The organism is Streptomyces sp. NPDC104814, assembly GCF_055583185.1.
The window spans coordinates 1,103,843-1,119,906 of the sequence record NZ_JBVJOL010000001.1 but is presented as its reverse complement, the minus strand read 5'-3'; the positions used below and the strand labels follow the sequence as shown (position 1 = coordinate 1,119,906).

Genomic DNA, 16,064 nt, shown 5'->3' with positions numbered 1-16,064 from the left:
GCCCCGCCCTCCGCTCACGACCTGACAGCCGCCTGCCTGCTCACCCCCTGCGCAGCCGCAGCGTCACCAGTTCGAACGGCCGCAGGCGTACGGCGATCCGCTCGCCCTCGACGGCCGGGGCCGGCGCGTCCGGCAGCGGGCGTTCCAGCAGGTCGGTGACCGTGACCCCGGCGAGCGGGAATCCCGCGGTCAGCGTGGCACGGGTACGGCCGCCGTGGGCCTCGTGGAAGCGGACGACCACGTCGCCGCTGCCGTCGTCGGCGAGCTTCACCGCCGTGATCACGACCTCGTCCCGGTCGGCGGAGACCAGCGGGGCGACCTCGCCCGCCCCGGTCAGCCGCCGCTCGGGCAGATTGATCCGCCAGCCCTCGCGCACCGCGTCGCCGATCCCGGCGCCGGGCACCAGCGCGTGCCGGAAGCGGTGCACGCCCTGGTCGGTCTCGGGGTCGGGGAAGCGCGGGGCGCGCAGCAGGGAGACGCGCACCGTCGTGGTCGTACCGCCGTCGGCGCGGACCGTGCGGGTGACGTCGTGGCCGTAGGTGGAGTCGTTGACGATCGCGGCGCCCCAGCCGGGTTCCTCCAGGTGGAGGAAGCGGTGGTTGCAGGCCTCGAACTTGGCCGCCTCCCAGGAGGTGTTGGTGTGGGTCGGGCGGTGGAAGTGCCCGAACTGCGTCTCCGACGCGTACCGTTCGGCGTGCACGTCGAGCGGGAAGGCCAGCTTCAGGAACTTCTCCGTCTCGTGCCAGTCGACCTCCGTGTCGATCAGCAGCCGCCGCTCGCCCGGCGCCAGGGACAGCACCTGGGTGACCTTCGAGGAGCCGAAAGAGCGTGTCACCCGCACGGACCGCCCGTCCTCGCCCGCCTCGACCGCGTCTGTGCCGGTCAGGTCGGTGACGGTGTTGCGGTAGAACGTGTCGACGTCCCAGGCGTCCCACATGTTCGGGAAGTCCGGGTGCAGCTGCAGGAGGCCCGCGGCCTGCCCGGGTGCGAGGGCCTCGCGGTCGGCGTCGACGTCGTACACGGAGACGACCAGGCCGCGTCCGTCGATCTCCACCCGCAGATGGCCGTTGCTCAGCACGTGTCCGCCGCCGGTGTGGTCCTCGCGGGTCGTCTGGCCCTCGGTCGCCGGGGTCCCGGCGCCTCCGGCCGGGACGCCGGAGCGGGTGTGCGGGGCCGCGTTGAAGACCAGCGGCACCTGTCCCTCACCGGCCAGGGCGCGCTGGGCGGCCTCGATGATGCCGGTCAGCTCGGCGGCGACGCGTGCGTAGGTGGCGCGGGCCTCGCGGTGCACCCAGGCGATCGACGAGCCGGGCAGGATGTCGTGGAACTGGTGCAGCAGGACCGTCTTCCAGATGCGGTCCAACTCCTCGTAGGGGTAGGGAAATCCGGTGCGCACCGCCGCCGTCGCCGCCCACAGCTCGGCCTCCCGCAGCAGGTGCTCGCTGCGCCGGTTGCCCTGCTTGGTCTGGGCCTGGCTGGTCAGGGTCGCGCGGTGCAGTTCCAGGTACAGCTCGCCGACCCAGACCGGGGGTTCGGGGTGTTCGGCCTCGGCCTTGGTGAAGAAGGCGTGCGGCGGCTCCCAGACCACCGTGGGCGAGCCCTCCAGGTTCTTCAGCCTGGCCGCCTTGGCGACCATCTCCCGGGTGGTGCCGCCGCCCCCGTCGCCCCAGCCGGTCGGGGCGAGGGAGCGCCGGGCGACGCCCTTGTCCTTGAAGTTGCGTTCCGCGTGGGCGAGTTCGCTGCCCTTCATGGAGCAGTTGTAGGTGTCGACGGGCGGGAAGTGGGTGAAGATCCGGGTGCCGTCGATGCCCTCCCAGCGGAAGGTGTGGTGCGGGAACCTGTTGGTCTGCGACCAGGAGATCTTCTGCGTCAGCAGGTACTTCGAGCCGGCCGCCTTGATGATCTGGGGCAGGCCGGCGGCGAAGCCGAAGGTGTCCGGCAGCCACGCCTCGTCGTTCTCGATGCCGAACTCGTCGAGGAAGAACCGCTTGCCGTGTACGAACTGCCGGGCCATGGCCTCCGAGCCGGGCATGTTGGTGTCCGACTCCACCCACATCCCGCCGGCCGGCACGAACCGCCCGTCCGCCACGGCCTTCTTCACCCGGGCCCACACCTCGGGCCGGTGCTCCTTCACCCACGCCCACTGCTGGGCCTGCGACATGGCGAAGACGAACTCCGGCTCGTCCTCCAGCAGGGCGGTCATGTTGGAGGTGGTCCGGGCGACCTTGCGGACGGTCTCGCGCAGCGGCCACAGCCACGCCGAGTCGATGTGCGCGTGCCCGACCGCGCTGATCCGGTGTGCGGAGGGGACGGCCGGGGCGGCGAGGACGTCGGTCAGCTCGGCGCGGGCGCGGGCCGCGGTGCCGTTCACGTCCTGCAGGTCGACCGCGTCCAGGGCCCGCTCGACCGCCCGCAGCACGTCCCAGCGGCGCTGGGCGTCCACCGGCAGCTCGGCCATCAGCTCGCCGAGCACCTCCAGGTCGAGCACCAGCTGCCACACGTCCTCGTCGAAGACGGCGAGGTCCATCCGGGTCAGCGTGTACTGCGGCTCGCTGCCGGCGGTCTCCTGGTCGCCGAGCTGTGTGGGCACGAAGGGGTGGTAGTCGAGGATGACCGGGTTGGAGGCGGCCTCGATGTGCAGCCGTACCTCCTCGCCGCCCTCGACGGGCGCACCGATCCGCACCCACTGGTTGCGCGGGTTGAGGCCCTTCACGGGGGTGCCGTCGGGCCGGTAGACCAGGCCCTCGCACTGGAAGCCGGGCATGTTCTCGTCGAAGCCGAGGTCGAGCAGCGCCTCGACGGTCCTCCCGGCCCACGTCTCGGGCACGGTGCCGGTGACCCGGAACCAGCTGGTGCCCCACGGAGCACCCCAGCGGGCGCCGACCGCGATCGGCTCGGGCGTCGCGGCCAGACCCTCCTCGACCGGTACCGGCTCGCCGGGCGCGTGCCACACCGCCACGTCCAGCGGCACGGACTCGGGGTACACGGCGGGGCGGATGCGCTCGTCGAGGACGCGCTTGAGGCGGGCTTCGACCAGGTTGCGGTCGTCATGCATGCGGGTGCTCCGTAATCGTCCGCGGGTGGTTACCAGGGGTGGGTCAACGTCGCGGGGGCCGACGAGGTGTACAGCTCCCCCACCGCGCGCACTTCGAACCGTGCGGCGCGCTCGCCCTGCTCGGGCCGCAGGCCCGCGGCGTGGAAGGCGTACTGTCCGGTGGCGCCGAGGAAGCGGCGGGTGCCGTCGGGCAGGACGCGGTGCAGGGTGTACTGGCGGACGTCGCCGCCCGGCCGGTTCCACGCCAGGCGCACCTCGCCGCCCGCGGCGGCGGTGACCCGGAAGCCGGTGGGGGCGGCCGGCGCGGGGCGGGTGGTGCGGACGGCGAGCCGCCCCAGCCGCCAGCGGACGGGACCGCCGGCGGCGGGGACGAGCCGGATGCCGAGGGCGCGCAGGGTACGGCCGGCCAGTCCCGTGAGCGGCACGGTCACGGTGTGCCAGCCGTTGACGGACCTGGCTGTGGAGCCGCCGACCACCGGCGTGAAGGTGTACGGCGGCGGCGCCCCCGGTGCGTCCGGCTCGGCGGTGGCCGCACCGAGCTCGACGTCCACCTCTCCGGCATCGCCCCGGTACGTCAGCTCGACCACCGTGTTCCCGGTCACCGGCAGCCGCGTCGCGTACAGCTCCACGACGACCGGGTCGGTGAGCTCCCCGTCGACCAGCACACTGCTGCCGCCCCGCCAGGCATCGTCGAAGTCGAAGGAGACGGCGGGCCGCCGCCCGGCCGTGTGCACCGCCCACCGCCGCGACGGCAGCCGGTCCTGGAGCCCGAGATGGTTCCAGGGCGTCCCGGAGACCACCGCGCCGTCCTCGTACCAGCGCAGCCCGTGCCCGGTGTTGAAGACGCTGGCGAACGGCACGGACGTCACCGTCGAGCGGTCGGCCAGCGATACGGCCGGTGCCCGCCAGGGGTCGCCCGGATCGGGGTTCGTGGGGTCCAGCGAGCGCCCGGTCCAGAACCGGTCGTCGGCGGCGTGGAACACGGCCGGCTCGCGCTGCCCGTCGGGCAGGTGGTTGCGGGTCCACTCCGGCCGGTAGAAGCCGATCGAGGTGACGTGGTCCGACCCGGCCGGCACGACCGCGTCCCAGTTCACGGAGGTGTTCCAGCCGTTGGCCTCCACGTCCACGCCCGCCCACAGGTCGTACCGGCTGCGGCCGAGCCGCTCGGCGGTGGCGCCGGAGGAGGCGAGGCCGGACGTGCTCCAGCCGAAGTTGACGAACATGTCGTCGGCGGCCCGGAAGAAGGGCTGGTTGCGGCTGGTGAGCGCGTTCTGCCAGTCGACGTCGCCGTCCACGGTCATCGCGTCGTACCAGGTGATCCGCTGGCCGTGCGCCGCGCCCAGCGTCTTCAGCTCGCGCACGAAGCCGAGCATGTCCGTCCCGAGCGCACTGTCGCCGCCGCCTGTCTCGGCGTTGAGGAACCACCCGTCGAAGCCGTGGGCGGCGGCGACCGCGACGAGTCGCGCGGCGAGCGGATAGTGCCCGGTGGCGTCCTTCTGCACCAGGTCGCGGGTCCAGCGCAGCTGTCCGCCGTAGGCGGCGGGCGGCAGGAAGACGTTCCCGAGGACCGGCACGCCGTGGCGGTGCGCGGCGTCCACGATCGGCGCGTTGGGCGCGAGGATCAGTCCCTCTCCCGACGAGCCGCCCCAGAAGACCAGTTCGTCGATGTACGCCCAGCGGGTGAGGGCGTAGTAGTCGGCGGTCGCGGAGCCCTGGGAGGGGTTGCCCGCCGTCGGCCCGAAGGAGACGAGCGCCTGGACGCGGGCCTGCCCGGGGCGGGCGGTGGCGTTGGCCGGTGCCGGGGTGAAGCGGGGCGCGAGCGGGACGGAGGCCGCGTTGAAGGCAAGGTCGGGGTCGGTGGCCGCGCGCCAGGACTTCAGGCTGCGCCAGGTGATGCCGGGGCCGGGGCTGCCGGCGGGCAGGGAGTCGGGGTACCAGTAGGAGGCGTACGGCTGGAGTGACGGCGCCGCCCCGGGGGTGGCCCGGGCGGACGGCGAGGGCAGGAGGGCGGCGGCGCCGGCGGCCCCGGCGGCGAGCAGGACGGTGCGTCGGGTGGGGTTCACGAGCGGGTGCCTCCGGGTGGGGTGGGGAGTACCTGTTCGGGAGCGACGACCTCGGTGATGCCGCGCGCGGCCAGATGGGCGGTGTCCCGGGCGCGGGTGTCGAGGACGGTGGTGGGGCGGACGCCGTCGGCGACCAGTGAGAAGAAGGCGTCGAAGACGGGGCCGCCGGGGGCGCAGCGGGAGCGCTGAGCGGGGTCGGCGGGCACCACTAGGGCCGTGGTGCGGGCGGCGGGCGTGTCCCGGGGCGTGCGGGCGGCGCGGGCGAGGACGCGGGCGGTGTCCTTGGGCCGGCGGTCGTTGGTGAGCAGTCCGAGGCCGTATTCGAGGTCGGGGAAGTCGGCGAGGGAGCGGGAGACGTCGTGGGAGCACCACCAGGTGACGCCCCACAGGTCGGGGCAGTCCAGGGCGGCGGCGATGGTGGCCTCGGTGAAGGCGGCGGCGTGCTCGGGCGGGATCAGCGGCGCGGGGGCGCCGACCTCCTGGAGCCACACGGGCCGTGCCGGATCGCCGGCCCAGGCCTTGCTCAGCTCGATCAGATAGGCGGCGTGGTGTTCGGTGGGGATGCCGGTGCGGCCGTGGCGCTGGGCCGTGCCGTTGAACACCCAGGAGTGGACGGCGGTGACGGCGCCCTGGCGGGCGGCCTGGGCGGGGGTGAAGGGCTGGTCGTCCTGGTACCAGGTGGCGTCGTACTCGGCGTGCAGGTGCAGCCGGCCGGGGGCGCCCTTCTCGCAGGCGGCGAGCATGCGCTCCAGCCAGGCGTCGATCGCCTCGGCGCTCGCCCGGTCGGGGTCGGGGTGGGGGCCGGCGGAGAACTGGTTGATCTCGTTGCCGAGGGTCATGCCGAGGAAGGTGGGGCGGTCGGCGAGGGCGGCGGCCAGGGCGTGCAGGTAGGCGGCCTGGCCGTCGAGGACCTCGGGGTCGGTGAAGAGGTTGCGCCGGTGCCAGGTGCGGGTCCAGGCGGGCAGGAAGTCGAAGCTGCTCAGGTGGCCCTGGAGTCCGTCCACGTTGACGTCGAGGCCGCGTTCGGCGGCCGCGTCGACCAGGTCGAGGAGCTGCTCGATGGCGCGGGGCCGGATGAGGGCGCGGTCGGGCTGGAAGTAGGGCCACAGCGGGAAGACGCGGACGTGGTCGACGCCGAGGGCGGCGATGGAGTCCAGATCGGCGCGGACGGCGCCGGGGTCGTAGTCGAGCCAGTGGTGGAACCACCCTTCGCTGGGGGTGTAGTTGACGCCGAAGCGCGGGGCAGCGGGCATGTGCGAGGTCCTTGAGAGGGTCCTGGGAGGCGGGGCGTCGACAGGGGGGTCAGCCCTTCACCGCGCCCTCGCCGACGCCGCGGAAGAAGTACCGCTGGAGACAGGCGAAGAGGACGATGAGCGGGGCGACGGCGATGACGGTGCCGGCGGCGACGAGACGCTCGTCGTTCGCGAACGTGCCGTGCAGGTAGTTGAGGCCGATGGTGAGGGTGAAGCGGGAGGGGTCGCTGAGGACGATCAGCGGCCACAGGAAGTCGTCCCAGGCGCCCATGAAGGCGAAGATCGCGACGACGGCGAGGGTGCCCTTCACCGCGGGCAGCGCGATACGGGTGAAGCGCTGCCAGACGTTGGCGCCGTCGACGAACGCCGCTTCCTCGATCTCGTAGGGCAGGTTGAGGAAGGCGTTGCGCATCAGCAGCACGTTCATCGCGCCGATCGAGCCGGGCAGGACGACGCCGACGAGGGTGTTGTTCAGGCCGAGTTCGCGCATGGTCGTGAACTGGGCGATGACGATGCCCTCCACCGGCACCAGCATCGCCAGGATGAAGGCCAGGGTGGCGGCGCGCCGGCCCCGGTAGCGCAGCCGGGCGAGCGCGTAGCCCGCGAGGGCGGAGCCGACGCAGTTGGTGACGACGTTGGCGGCGGCGACCTTCAGCGAGTTCAGCGCGTAGTCCCAGACGGGGATGGTGTTCGCGACCCGCTCGTAGTTGTGCAGGGTGGGGTGCTCGGGCAGGAAGCGGGGCGGGGAGCTGAAGAGGTCCTCGGTCGGCCCCTTGAGGGAGGTCGACAGCTGCCACAGGAACGGTCCGACGGTCAGCGCCAGCACGGCGAGCAGCAGGACGTACCGCCAGGCCAGCTCCCACGCCCGGATGCGCCGGCCGTGTTCGTCGGTGAGGCGGGCTTCGCGGGCCGCCTCGGTGTGCGGTGCGGGGCGTGCCTTCTCGATGACGCTCACCGGTCCTCCTTCCGGTCGGCGCGCAGCACGAGCAGCATCAGGGCGACGGTGACGACGAAGACGACCAGGGAGATCGCGGAGGCGTAGCCGACGCGGCCGGTGAGGCCGGTGCCGGTGCGCTGGACCAGCATCACGAGGGTGGTGTCCTCGCCGGCCGGGCCGCCGCTGGGGCCGGCCATCAGGTACACCTCCGAGAACACCTTGAACGCGGCGACCGAGGACAGCGCGCCGACCAGCACCATGGTGGAGCGCACGGCGGGCACGGTGACCGTGAAGAAGCGCCGGACCGCGCCCGCGCCGTCCACGGCGGCGGCCTCGTGCAGCTCGCGCGGCACGTTGGCGAGCGCCGCCAGGTAGATGATCATGTAGTAGCCGAGGCCCTTCCACACCGTGACGGCCATGGCGCTCAGCAACAGCAGCCACTGGTCGCTCAGGAAGCCGATCCGGCCGACGCCGACCGTCTCCAGCAGGGAGTTCACCAGTCCGCGCTCGTCGAGCAGCCACACCCAGATCAGGCCGACCACGACGATCGAGGCGACGACCGGGGTGTAGAAGGCGGAGCGGAAGAAGGCGATGCCGGGGATGCTCTTCTGCACCAGCAGGGCGAGCAGCAGCGGCAGTACGACGAGGGCGGGGACGACGCCGACGACGTAGAGCGCGCTGTTGCGCAGGCCGATCCAGAACATGTCGTCGTGCAGCAGCTCGCGGAAGTTGGCGAGCCCGACGAACCGCCCGGGGATCAGGGTGCGGCGGTCGGTGAAGGCGTTGATCACCGTGGAGACGAACGGCCACAGGATGAACGCGCCGATGATCAGCAGCCCGGGGGCGGCGAACAGCCAGGGGCTGGTCGGCAGTTGGCGCCGCACCCGGGAGACGGTGGAGCCGGCCATGGTGGGTCAGCCCTGCTGCTTCAGCAGCGTGTCGCACTGCTTGACAGCGTTGTCCAGTGCGTCCTGGGGGCTCTGCTTGCCCTGGAGCGCCTTGGCGACCTCGTTGCGCAGCGCGGTCTTCATCTGCTCGCTGAACAGCACCGGCGTGTAGTTGACGGCGTTCTTGAGCGACTGGGCGGCGGCGATCCGCACCCGGGTGACGTCGGTGCCGTCCTGCCGGGTGAAGTACGGGTCGTCGAGCGAGCCGGCGGTGGAGGGGAAGATGGCGACCTTCTTGGCGAAGGACATCTGGTGCGCGGCGTCGGTGACGAAGTGCGCGAAGGCGATCGCGGCGGGCTTCTTCTTGGTCTGCGCGTTGACCATCACGCCCATCACGTACATGTTGACGTGCCCGGTGCTGGTGATCTGGTCGGTGATGCCGATGTTCTTGTACAGGTTCGGCGCGTTCTTCTTGAAGTTGTCGAGGTCGAGGGCGCTGCCCGGGTTCATGGCGACGGCCCCGGTGAGGAACTTCTTTCCGGACGACTCCGGGGTGGCGGTCAGCGCCTGCGGGTCGAGGGCCTTGGCGTCGTACAACTCCTTGTACTTGGTGAGGAGTTCCACGCCCTTGGCGTCATTGAACGTGAAGGCGGTGCCTTCCTTGTTCATCAGCTCGACGCCGTAGCGGCCGAAGTCCTCGACGGTGGGCACGTTGGCGAGGGTGGCGACCTTGCCGTCGGTCCGGTCGGCCATCTGCAGGGCGTCCGCGAAGAGTTCGGCGTAGGTCTTCGGCGGCTTGGCCGGGTCCAGTCCGGCCTTCGTGAACAGGGACTTGTTGTAGAACAGCGGTCCGGTGTTGAGGTACCAAGGGAAGGCGTAGGTTCCGCCGAGCCCGGGGACCCGGTGGCTCGCCCAGGCGCCGTCCAGGTACTCCTTCTTGTACTGCCCGGCCGCCTTGTCCAGGTCGAGGGCGAGCCCGGCCTTGGCGAGCGGGGCGACCAGGTCCGGGGAGACGTTGACGACGTCGGGCAGGGTGCCGCCGCCCGCGTCGGCGCTGATCTTGTCGGCGTAGCCCTCGGCGGGCTGGTCGATCCACTTGACGTGCGTGCCCGGGTACTTCTTCTCGAACTCGGCGACGACGCCTTCGAAGTAGTCCTTGAAGTTGGCCTTCAGGTTCCAGGTCTGGAACGTGATGTCGCCCTGGACCTTGCCCGAGGCGTCGTCCGAACCGCCGTCGTCGCCGCCACTGCCGCAGGCGCTCAGCGGCAACAGGACGACGGCGGCAGCGGCGGCGGCGAAGGTTCTGCGGGAGATGCGCACGACGGTGTGCTCCTTGTCGGGGACGGTGTGCGGTGGGGTGGACGGCCGGCCGGTGGCGCCGGGGCAGACCTTGCCCGCCGATTCCCGACGCCGTCAATGGATTCACGCGAACTAAAGTCTTTAGTTGGCCATTTGAGCAGGTCAGCGAGTTTGACAACGATCTCTTGCGGGAGATCACTAATGCGCTTTAGCCTGTTCGCACTCAAGCGCATTAGTGCATCGGGAGTTTGCGATAGGGGGACGGGTTGTCGGGCAAGCGGGTGCCGGCGCGCCGGCCGACGATGAAGGACATCGCACGGCGTGCCGGTGTCTCCGAGAGCGCGGTCTCCTTCGCGCTCAACGGCCGCCCGGGCGTCTCGGAGGTCACCCGGGACCGGGTGCGCCGGGTCGCCGAGCAGCTGGGCTGGCGGCCCAGCACGGCGGCGCGCGCGCTGTCCGGCGAGGGCGCGGCGACGGTCGGTTTCGTGCTGGCCCGGCCCGCCGACACCCTCGGCGTGGACTCCTTCTTCCTCCAGCTGGTCTCCGGCATCCAGGAGGTGCTGGCCGAACGCCATCTCGGGCTGCTGTTCCAGGTGGCGCGGGACGTCGGCGAGGAGTGCGCGGTCTACCGCCGCTGGTGGGCCGAGCACCGGGTGGACGGCGTACTGGTGGTCGACCCGCGCAGTGACGATCCGCGGCTCGGCCTGCTGGACGAACTGGGCCTGCCCGCCGTGGTCATCGGCGGCGCCCCGGACGAACGGCACCCGGGGCTGTCCTCGGTGTGGGCGGACGACGCCGGGGCGATGGCGTCGGTGGTGGACCGGCTGTACGCGCTCGGCCACCGGCGGATCGTGCACATCGCCGGGCTGCCCGGGCTGGCGCACACCGAGCGCCGGGTGCGCACCCTGCGCGCCGAGGCGCGGCGGCGGGGCCTGACCGGGGTGGAGTCGGTGACCACGGACTACTCCGACGCGGAGGGCGCCGCGGTGACCCGCCGGGTGCTGGAGCGCTCCCCCGCGCCGACCGCGCTGATCTACGACAACGACGTGATGGCCGTCGCCGGGATCGCCGCCGCGACGGGCCTGGGCCGCGCCGTGCCCGGCGACGTGTCGGTGGTGTCCTGGGAGGACTCGGCGCTGTGCCGGCTGGTCAAGCCGTGGCTGTCGGCGCTGTCCCGGGACAGCGTGGAGTTCGGCCGCACGGCGGCCCGCGAACTGCTCGCACTGCTGGACGGGGGGCCGGCCCGGACCGTGCGGGTACCGGTGCCGCGGCTGATCGAACGCGACAGCACGGGGGCGGCGCGGCCGACTTGACCGATACGATGGACTCACCGTCAGATACCTGGCAGAAAAGGGGAATCGGGTTGGACGAGGGTGCGGCGGCAGTGGTCCCGGTCGAGATCGACGGGCAGCAGGTGCTGCTCTCCGTCGCTCCCGGCCGACGCGGGCCGGGATCCGGTCCTGCCGAGGAGCGGGAGATCGGCTGGCGTGCGGCGCGCCTGGATTCCGTGCTGGACGGTCTGACGGCGGCGGCCCGCGCGATGGGTGAGCGCCTGCGGCAGACCGGCGCGGCCAAGGCGACCATCGAGTTCGGCTGCGACGTCTCGTACGACAGCGGGCAGTTGCTGGCGGTGCTCGGCAAGGCGTCCGCCAAGTCCGCCTGGAAGGTGACCCTGGAGTGGACGGCCCCGGAGACACAGGGCCCGTCCGGGGACTAGCCGTGGACCGCTGGAAGGGACTGCTGGAGTCCGCGACGGTGGCCCTGGACCTCCCGGACGGCCGCGGCGGGGGCACCGGATTCGTCCTCGCCCCCGGGACCGTGGTCACCTGCGCACACGTGGTCGCCGGAGCGGAGATGCTGCGCGGGCGGACAGCGGCGACGGGACAGGAGTTCGTCCTCACCGCGTCCGCCGAGGACATCCACCGGTCGGCCGGCGGTCTCGACATCGCCTTCCTGCGCTTCGATCCGGGAGGCGTCTCCCCCGGCCCCGGGACCGTCCTGACGTCGTCCCACACGCGACTCGGCGACCCCCTGTGGGTGTACGGGCATCCACGCGGCACCTACCGTGCCGGGCAGGGGGCCGCACTGGAGTACCAGGGCGAGTCCCGGCCGGCCTTCGGCGACGCCGTGCCGCTGCCCCGCGGCTACGGCACTCCGGTCGGCGAGGGGTTCAGCGGTAGCCCCGTGGTCAACCTGCGGACCGGAGCCGTGTGCGGCATGCTCACCACGTCCAACGAGGCGGGCAGCGCCCACATGATCCCGATCGCGGAGATCCTCGCCCGCCACCCCGTCGCCGAGCCGCCCACCGCCTGGCTGCACGCGCTCACCAACGATCAGATACGCGCCGGGGAGTTCCGTCATCCGGGCCCGCTGCTGCGGGACTATCTGACGGCGGCCCGCGAGGGAGCCGACGAGCACCCGTACGCGGCACTGCTGACCGACACCGGTGACGTACCGCTGTCGACGGTCTACGTCCGCCAGGAGGTGTCGCACACCGACGCCGCCGACGGTCACGGCCCCCGGCGGCGCCCGGTGCCGAACCGTCCGGCGGAGAGTGTGCTCGCCGACGAACGGCACGTGCTGTTCACCGGCGGCGCGGGCGTGGGCAAGTCGAGCCTCCTGCGCCGGCTGACATACGTGGCCGCCACCGCCTGGCTGGAGGACCCCGCGCAGGCCCCGCCGTACATGCCGGTCCGGGTGGCCGCAGCGCAGCTGACCAACCGTCCGTTCCCCGAGGCCCTGGCCGCCGCGGTGGGGCAGGATCTGCCCGGGCTGCGCCGCTCGCCCAGCCCGGAGTTGTTCGACGCCGGGCCGTTGCCGCAGGTGGACTGGCTGGTGTGCGTCGACGGCCTCGACGAGGTGCTCGATCCCGAGGAGCGCGGCGCCGTCATCCGCCTGATCCAGCGGTGGGCGCGCGAACCCCACCTGCGGTTCGTGGTGGCCAGCCGCTCCCTGGTCACCGCCGAGATGAACCGGCTGGGCGCGCTGGGCCGCTACGTCCTCGACGGGTTCGGCGACCGGGAGATCACCGGGGTGGCCACCGCGTGGTTCGAGGCACTCGGCGTGCCCGACGCCGGACGCCGCGCGGCCGGACTCGCGCTCGACATGCGCCGCGGCCGGATGGGTGAACTCGCCCGCAATCCGCTGTACCTGACCATGATCTGCGCGGTGGCGGCGATACGCGACCTTCCGCGCAACCCCGCCGAACTGTACGAGCAGTTCATCGCCGTGCTCCGAGAGATGGGCGCACGCCGCCTGGCCCGCAGCGGCGGCCCGGTGCACGGCATCTCTCCCGGCCTGCTCGACGAGGTGCACGAGGTCCTCCGGGCGGTGGCCGAGCGACGGCAGGGCGGAGACCCGCGGCCCCTGCTCGACCAGGCACTCGACCTCCTCCGGGACCGGCATCCCGGGCAGCCGGCCGAGCGGGAACCGGTGTTCCGCGCCCTGATCTCCACCGGACTGGTGCGGCAGCACGGAACGGAGCTGGAGTTCCTGCACCACACTGTCCAGGAGTACCTGGCCGGGCAGGCCCTCGCCGACCGGCTCAGCCCCAAGGACCCCGAGGCGCTGCGCATCGTCCGTGAGGCGATCGCGGGTGAACGACCCAACCTCGTGCTGTTCATGGCCGCGCGCTGGCACGCACGGGGCATGCCGCTGGAGGAGTTCCTGCGCGCGGCCGTGGACAGCGGTGGCTGGCGCGACCTGTTGCTGTGCGCCACCGTACTGAGCGACGAACTCGCCACCGACGACGAGCTGACGGCTCGGTTCACCCGAGCCGTGATCAAGCTGCACGAGCGGTCGGTGCACGTCGGCGACCTGACCGTGGAGTCCGTACTCGACCGGCTGTACGCGGTGCTCGCCGAGGAGGAGCTGGCCGCCGTCGTGGCGGACCCGTCCGTCCCGCACCAGCCACGGATCGGCGCACTCCAGCACTACGTGCGGCGTGGCGGCGCCCGGGCCGCCGCTCTGTCCGACGCGCTCGCCAGCGACGGTGACCTTCCGGCGCCCCTGCGGGTGGAGGTGGCGCGGCTGCTCGCCGAGGCGGGTGAGCACGCCGCGGCCTGCGCACGTCTCGCCTGTCTGGCAGAGGACCTGGACTGTGTGCCGGAGACCCGCCTGAAGGCGGCACTGGCACTGCTACACCTGGACCCGTCCGCCGCGACCCGCTCTCTGTGTGTCGTCCTGCGCACAACCGACTTTCCCGAAGGGCACGTCGACGACCTGATGAAAAGCCTCCCGGCCGGCACGGACCTGCTCACCCGTACCGCGCTGGCCGATGCCGTGGCGAAGAACCCGGTGGTCTCCCGGGCCGGTCCGCAGCTGGTGCGGTATCTGCGCGTGACGCTGCTCGCCCGGGTGCGGCCCGACGATCTCGTGGACCTGTGTGCGGACCCCTCCGTTCCGGTGCACCTGCGCTACCGGGCGGCCCGCCGCCTGACCGCCGCGCCGGCCTCGGCGGGCGGCGCCGCGGCCCGGGACCTGTACGAGCGCCTGGCCGGCGCCCCGGAGTCGTCCGACGACCTGGTTGGACTCGTCGTGCGCCACATCGACGACGTACACCTGATCGAGCGGGTCGCGTGCGACGAACGGCGGTCCGTCCACACCCGGACCGAGGCGCTCAGACGACTCGTCGCGCTCGGTCGGGTCTCCGTCGCCGAGGAGCAGGCCCTTGCCCTGGCCGCCGCCGGGGTGGAGCCGTGGTCGGCGCACCACGTGGCCGGCGTCCTGCACGACCTGGGGCAGGCGAAAGCGAGCCGGCGGCTCCTCCTCGACGCTCTCAACAGCCCGGAGGCGGGCCGTTTCGAACTCGCCCTGTGCGGAGAGGCCCTCACGGACCTCGGGGCTTCGGCCGAGGTCCGCAGTGTGCTGGGGCGGGCGGCCACGGACGGCCGCATCGCCGCTTTCGACCGGCTCGCGGCCGCGGAGACTCTGGAGGACATCGACCCGGCGGCGGCCGGCGGTCTCCTCACCGGGATCGCCCTGGACCGCACCCTGCCCGGGGACGTGCAGCACTCGGCGGCGAGCAGCCTCCTCGACGCCGGGAACGGCGTGGTGTCCGCACAGGTGCTGCGGCGCGTGGCCGAAGACCCGTGGGCGGGGACGAAGAACCGCGTCGACGCGCTCACCGACCTGGCCAAGGTCGACGTACGAGGCGCGGCGGAGATCCTGCACCGGCTTCTCGACGAGTCCGGCCTGGCGGACGATCACGTGTGGCGGCTGCTCGACCTCGCCGACGCCCTGGCTCCCGATCTGACGCTGCGCAGACGGTTGGAGGCGATGATCGACGACGAGACCGTGCCGGCGGAGGACTTCCTGCGGGTCGTGAGCGACGGCCCACGCCGGGCGGCGTCCGTGCCGCGCCTGCGCCGGGCCCTGCGGCGGATCGCGGGCGACGCCGCCGGCCGGCCGGCGATCCAGGCTCCCGCCGTCGAGGGACTGCTCGGTCTGATCCCGTACCGGCGCTGGCGCACGCTCATGGCGGACCTGGGCGAGGACCGTCTGGAGGCGCTCGGTCTGCATACGGTCATGGGCGCGCATTCCTACGACACCGGGTTCCCCGAGTCCTCGGTGCGTCTGGCGTTCTACCACGAGGACGAGGGCGTCATCGGGCCCGCCGGACGCCTGGCGGACATCGACGTCGGCGAAGCCCTGGGCCGGTGGAGCGGGCTCGTGGCGCGACGGCAGCCGGAGGCCGTGACGCGCCTGCGCCACCTCTGCCGGCTGATCCACGACGACGCGGCGGCCGAGCGCGTGCAGGCGGCACTGCTCGGCTGGGCCCGGGATGCGTCGGCCCCGCTCGCCGAGCGGATCGCGGCCGCGGAGACCGCACACGCCTACCCCCCGGCAGTCTGGTACGCCCTGGCCGCCGACCCGGACACACCCTCCCCGCTGCGCGTGGCCGTCTGCGGGTACCTGCCCACCCAGGGCACGCACAACCGCATCCCCCTCGCCCGCGACCTCGCGAGGGACCCCGCCCTGCCCGTGGAGGTCCGTGCCCGGGCCGCCGCCCTGCTCGCGCAGGATCTGGGCGAGGAGGGGCGCCGTCTCCTCCGGGGCCTCTCGGGCCCGCACACCACGGACCCCGCGGCCCACGCGGCCGTGGCCGCCGCCTGGGAGGAACTGGACATCGGGGCCGAGGCCGTGTCCGCCTACCGGCGGGTGCTGGACGACGAGCGGGCCGAGGCACGGCAGAGGGTCGAGGCCGCGGCACGGCTCGCACGTTGGCGGGAGGCGCGCGACACGGCACGGCGGACCCTTCGCGCGGTCCTGTACGAGGCACAGGCCCCCGTCGACGTGCGGATCGACGCGGCCGAGGGGCTGCTGGCCCAGCGGGAGAAGGCCGAGGCGCATCTGGGACTGCTGCGGCTGGCCCGTGAGGGCGCACCCGGCACGGCCCAGCGGCAGCGGATCGCGGACCTGCTGCCGGACGACCTGCGCGCCCTGGCCCGGCTGGACCCGTCCGCGTGAAGCGGTGTCCGCGCGCACGGCTGGGGGCGAGCGGCCCCTCGACGTGCGGCGCCCGGCAGGGCACAGTTCTCGCTGCGCATCGCACTACTCACCGGTAATCAC

Annotated in this window: 9 protein-coding genes; 3 read left to right on the top strand and 6 right to left on the bottom strand. The window is 72.8% G+C overall.

The annotated features are described in order from the left end of the window. Nucleotides 1-40: 40 nt before the first annotated feature. Genes ACZ64A_RS04650 through ACZ64A_RS04625 form a run of 6 tightly spaced genes read right to left on the bottom strand, consistent with a single transcriptional unit; the run spans nt 41 to nt 9,515 of the window. The gene (locus ACZ64A_RS04650) at nt 41-3,055 is read right to left on the bottom strand and encodes an alpha-mannosidase (protein WP_469808189.1); all 3,015 of its coding nucleotides are present in this window, start codon (nt 3,053-3,055) and stop codon (nt 41-43) included. 29 nt (nt 3,056-3,084) lie between these two features. Beyond that, complete coding sequence (locus ACZ64A_RS04645; RefSeq protein WP_469808188.1) at nt 3,085-5,118, bottom strand: endo-beta-N-acetylglucosaminidase; 2,034 nt, start codon at nt 5,116-5,118, stop codon at nt 3,085-3,087. Then, nucleotides 5,115-6,371, bottom strand: a complete 1,257-nt coding sequence (locus tag ACZ64A_RS04640; RefSeq protein WP_469808187.1) for a glycoside hydrolase 5 family protein — start codon at nt 6,369-6,371, stop codon at nt 5,115-5,117. The genes ACZ64A_RS04645 and ACZ64A_RS04640 overlap by 4 nt, the downstream gene beginning before the upstream one ends. Before the next feature lie 49 nt (nt 6,372-6,420). Further along, the gene (locus ACZ64A_RS04635; protein ID WP_469808185.1) at nt 6,421-7,326 is read right to left on the bottom strand and encodes a carbohydrate ABC transporter permease; all 906 of its coding nucleotides are present in this window, start codon (nt 7,324-7,326) and stop codon (nt 6,421-6,423) included. After that, on the bottom strand, nt 7,323-8,216 hold the full coding sequence (locus tag ACZ64A_RS04630; RefSeq protein WP_469808184.1) for a carbohydrate ABC transporter permease: 894 nt from the start codon (nt 8,214-8,216) through the stop codon (nt 7,323-7,325). Before ACZ64A_RS04630 ends, ACZ64A_RS04635 begins: the two co-directional genes overlap by 4 nt. 6 nt (nt 8,217-8,222) lie before the next feature. Next, nucleotides 8,223-9,515 (bottom strand): ABC transporter substrate-binding protein, encoded by a 1,293-nt coding sequence (locus tag ACZ64A_RS04625; protein WP_469808183.1) that lies wholly within the window; start codon nt 9,513-9,515, stop codon nt 8,223-8,225. 281 nt (nt 9,516-9,796) lie between these two features. Here ACZ64A_RS04625 and ACZ64A_RS04620 point away from each other — a divergent pair, with 281 nt between their 5' ends. The 3 genes from ACZ64A_RS04620 to ACZ64A_RS04610 are packed head-to-tail and all read left to right on the top strand — an operon-like array spanning nt 9,797 to nt 15,962. Next, nucleotides 9,797-10,807 carry a LacI family DNA-binding transcriptional regulator gene (locus tag ACZ64A_RS04620; RefSeq protein ID WP_469809058.1) on the top strand — a complete coding sequence of 337 codons (1,011 nt, stop codon included), beginning with the start codon at nt 9,797-9,799 and terminating at the stop codon, nt 10,805-10,807. Nucleotides 10,808-10,857: 50 nt separating this feature from the next. Then, nucleotides 10,858-11,211 carry a CU044_2847 family protein gene (locus ACZ64A_RS04615; protein ID WP_469808182.1) on the top strand — a complete coding sequence of 118 codons (354 nt, stop codon included), beginning with the start codon at nt 10,858-10,860 and terminating at the stop codon, nt 11,209-11,211. Nucleotides 11,212-11,213: 2 nt separating this feature from the next. Further along, nucleotides 11,214-15,962 (top strand): trypsin-like peptidase domain-containing protein, encoded by a 4,749-nt coding sequence (locus tag ACZ64A_RS04610; protein WP_469808181.1) that lies wholly within the window; start codon nt 11,214-11,216, stop codon nt 15,960-15,962. Nucleotides 15,963-16,064 lie beyond the last annotated feature (102 nt).

Excerpts from the sequence above, each read along its gene's own strand:
- ACZ64A_RS04630 (WP_469808184.1), bottom strand. The coding sequence starts at position 8,216 with ATGGCCGGCTCCACCGTCTCCCGGGTGCGGCGCCAACTGCCGACCAGC.
- ACZ64A_RS04650 (WP_469808189.1), bottom strand. The coding sequence starts at position 3,055 with ATGCATGACGACCGCAACCTGGTCGAAGCCCGCCTCAAGCGCGTCCTC.
- ACZ64A_RS04640 (WP_469808187.1), bottom strand. The coding sequence starts at position 6,371 with ATGCCCGCTGCCCCGCGCTTCGGCGTCAACTACACCCCCAGCGAAGGG.
- ACZ64A_RS04620 (WP_469809058.1), top strand. The coding sequence starts at position 9,797 with ATGAAGGACATCGCACGGCGTGCCGGTGTCTCCGAGAGCGCGGTCTCC.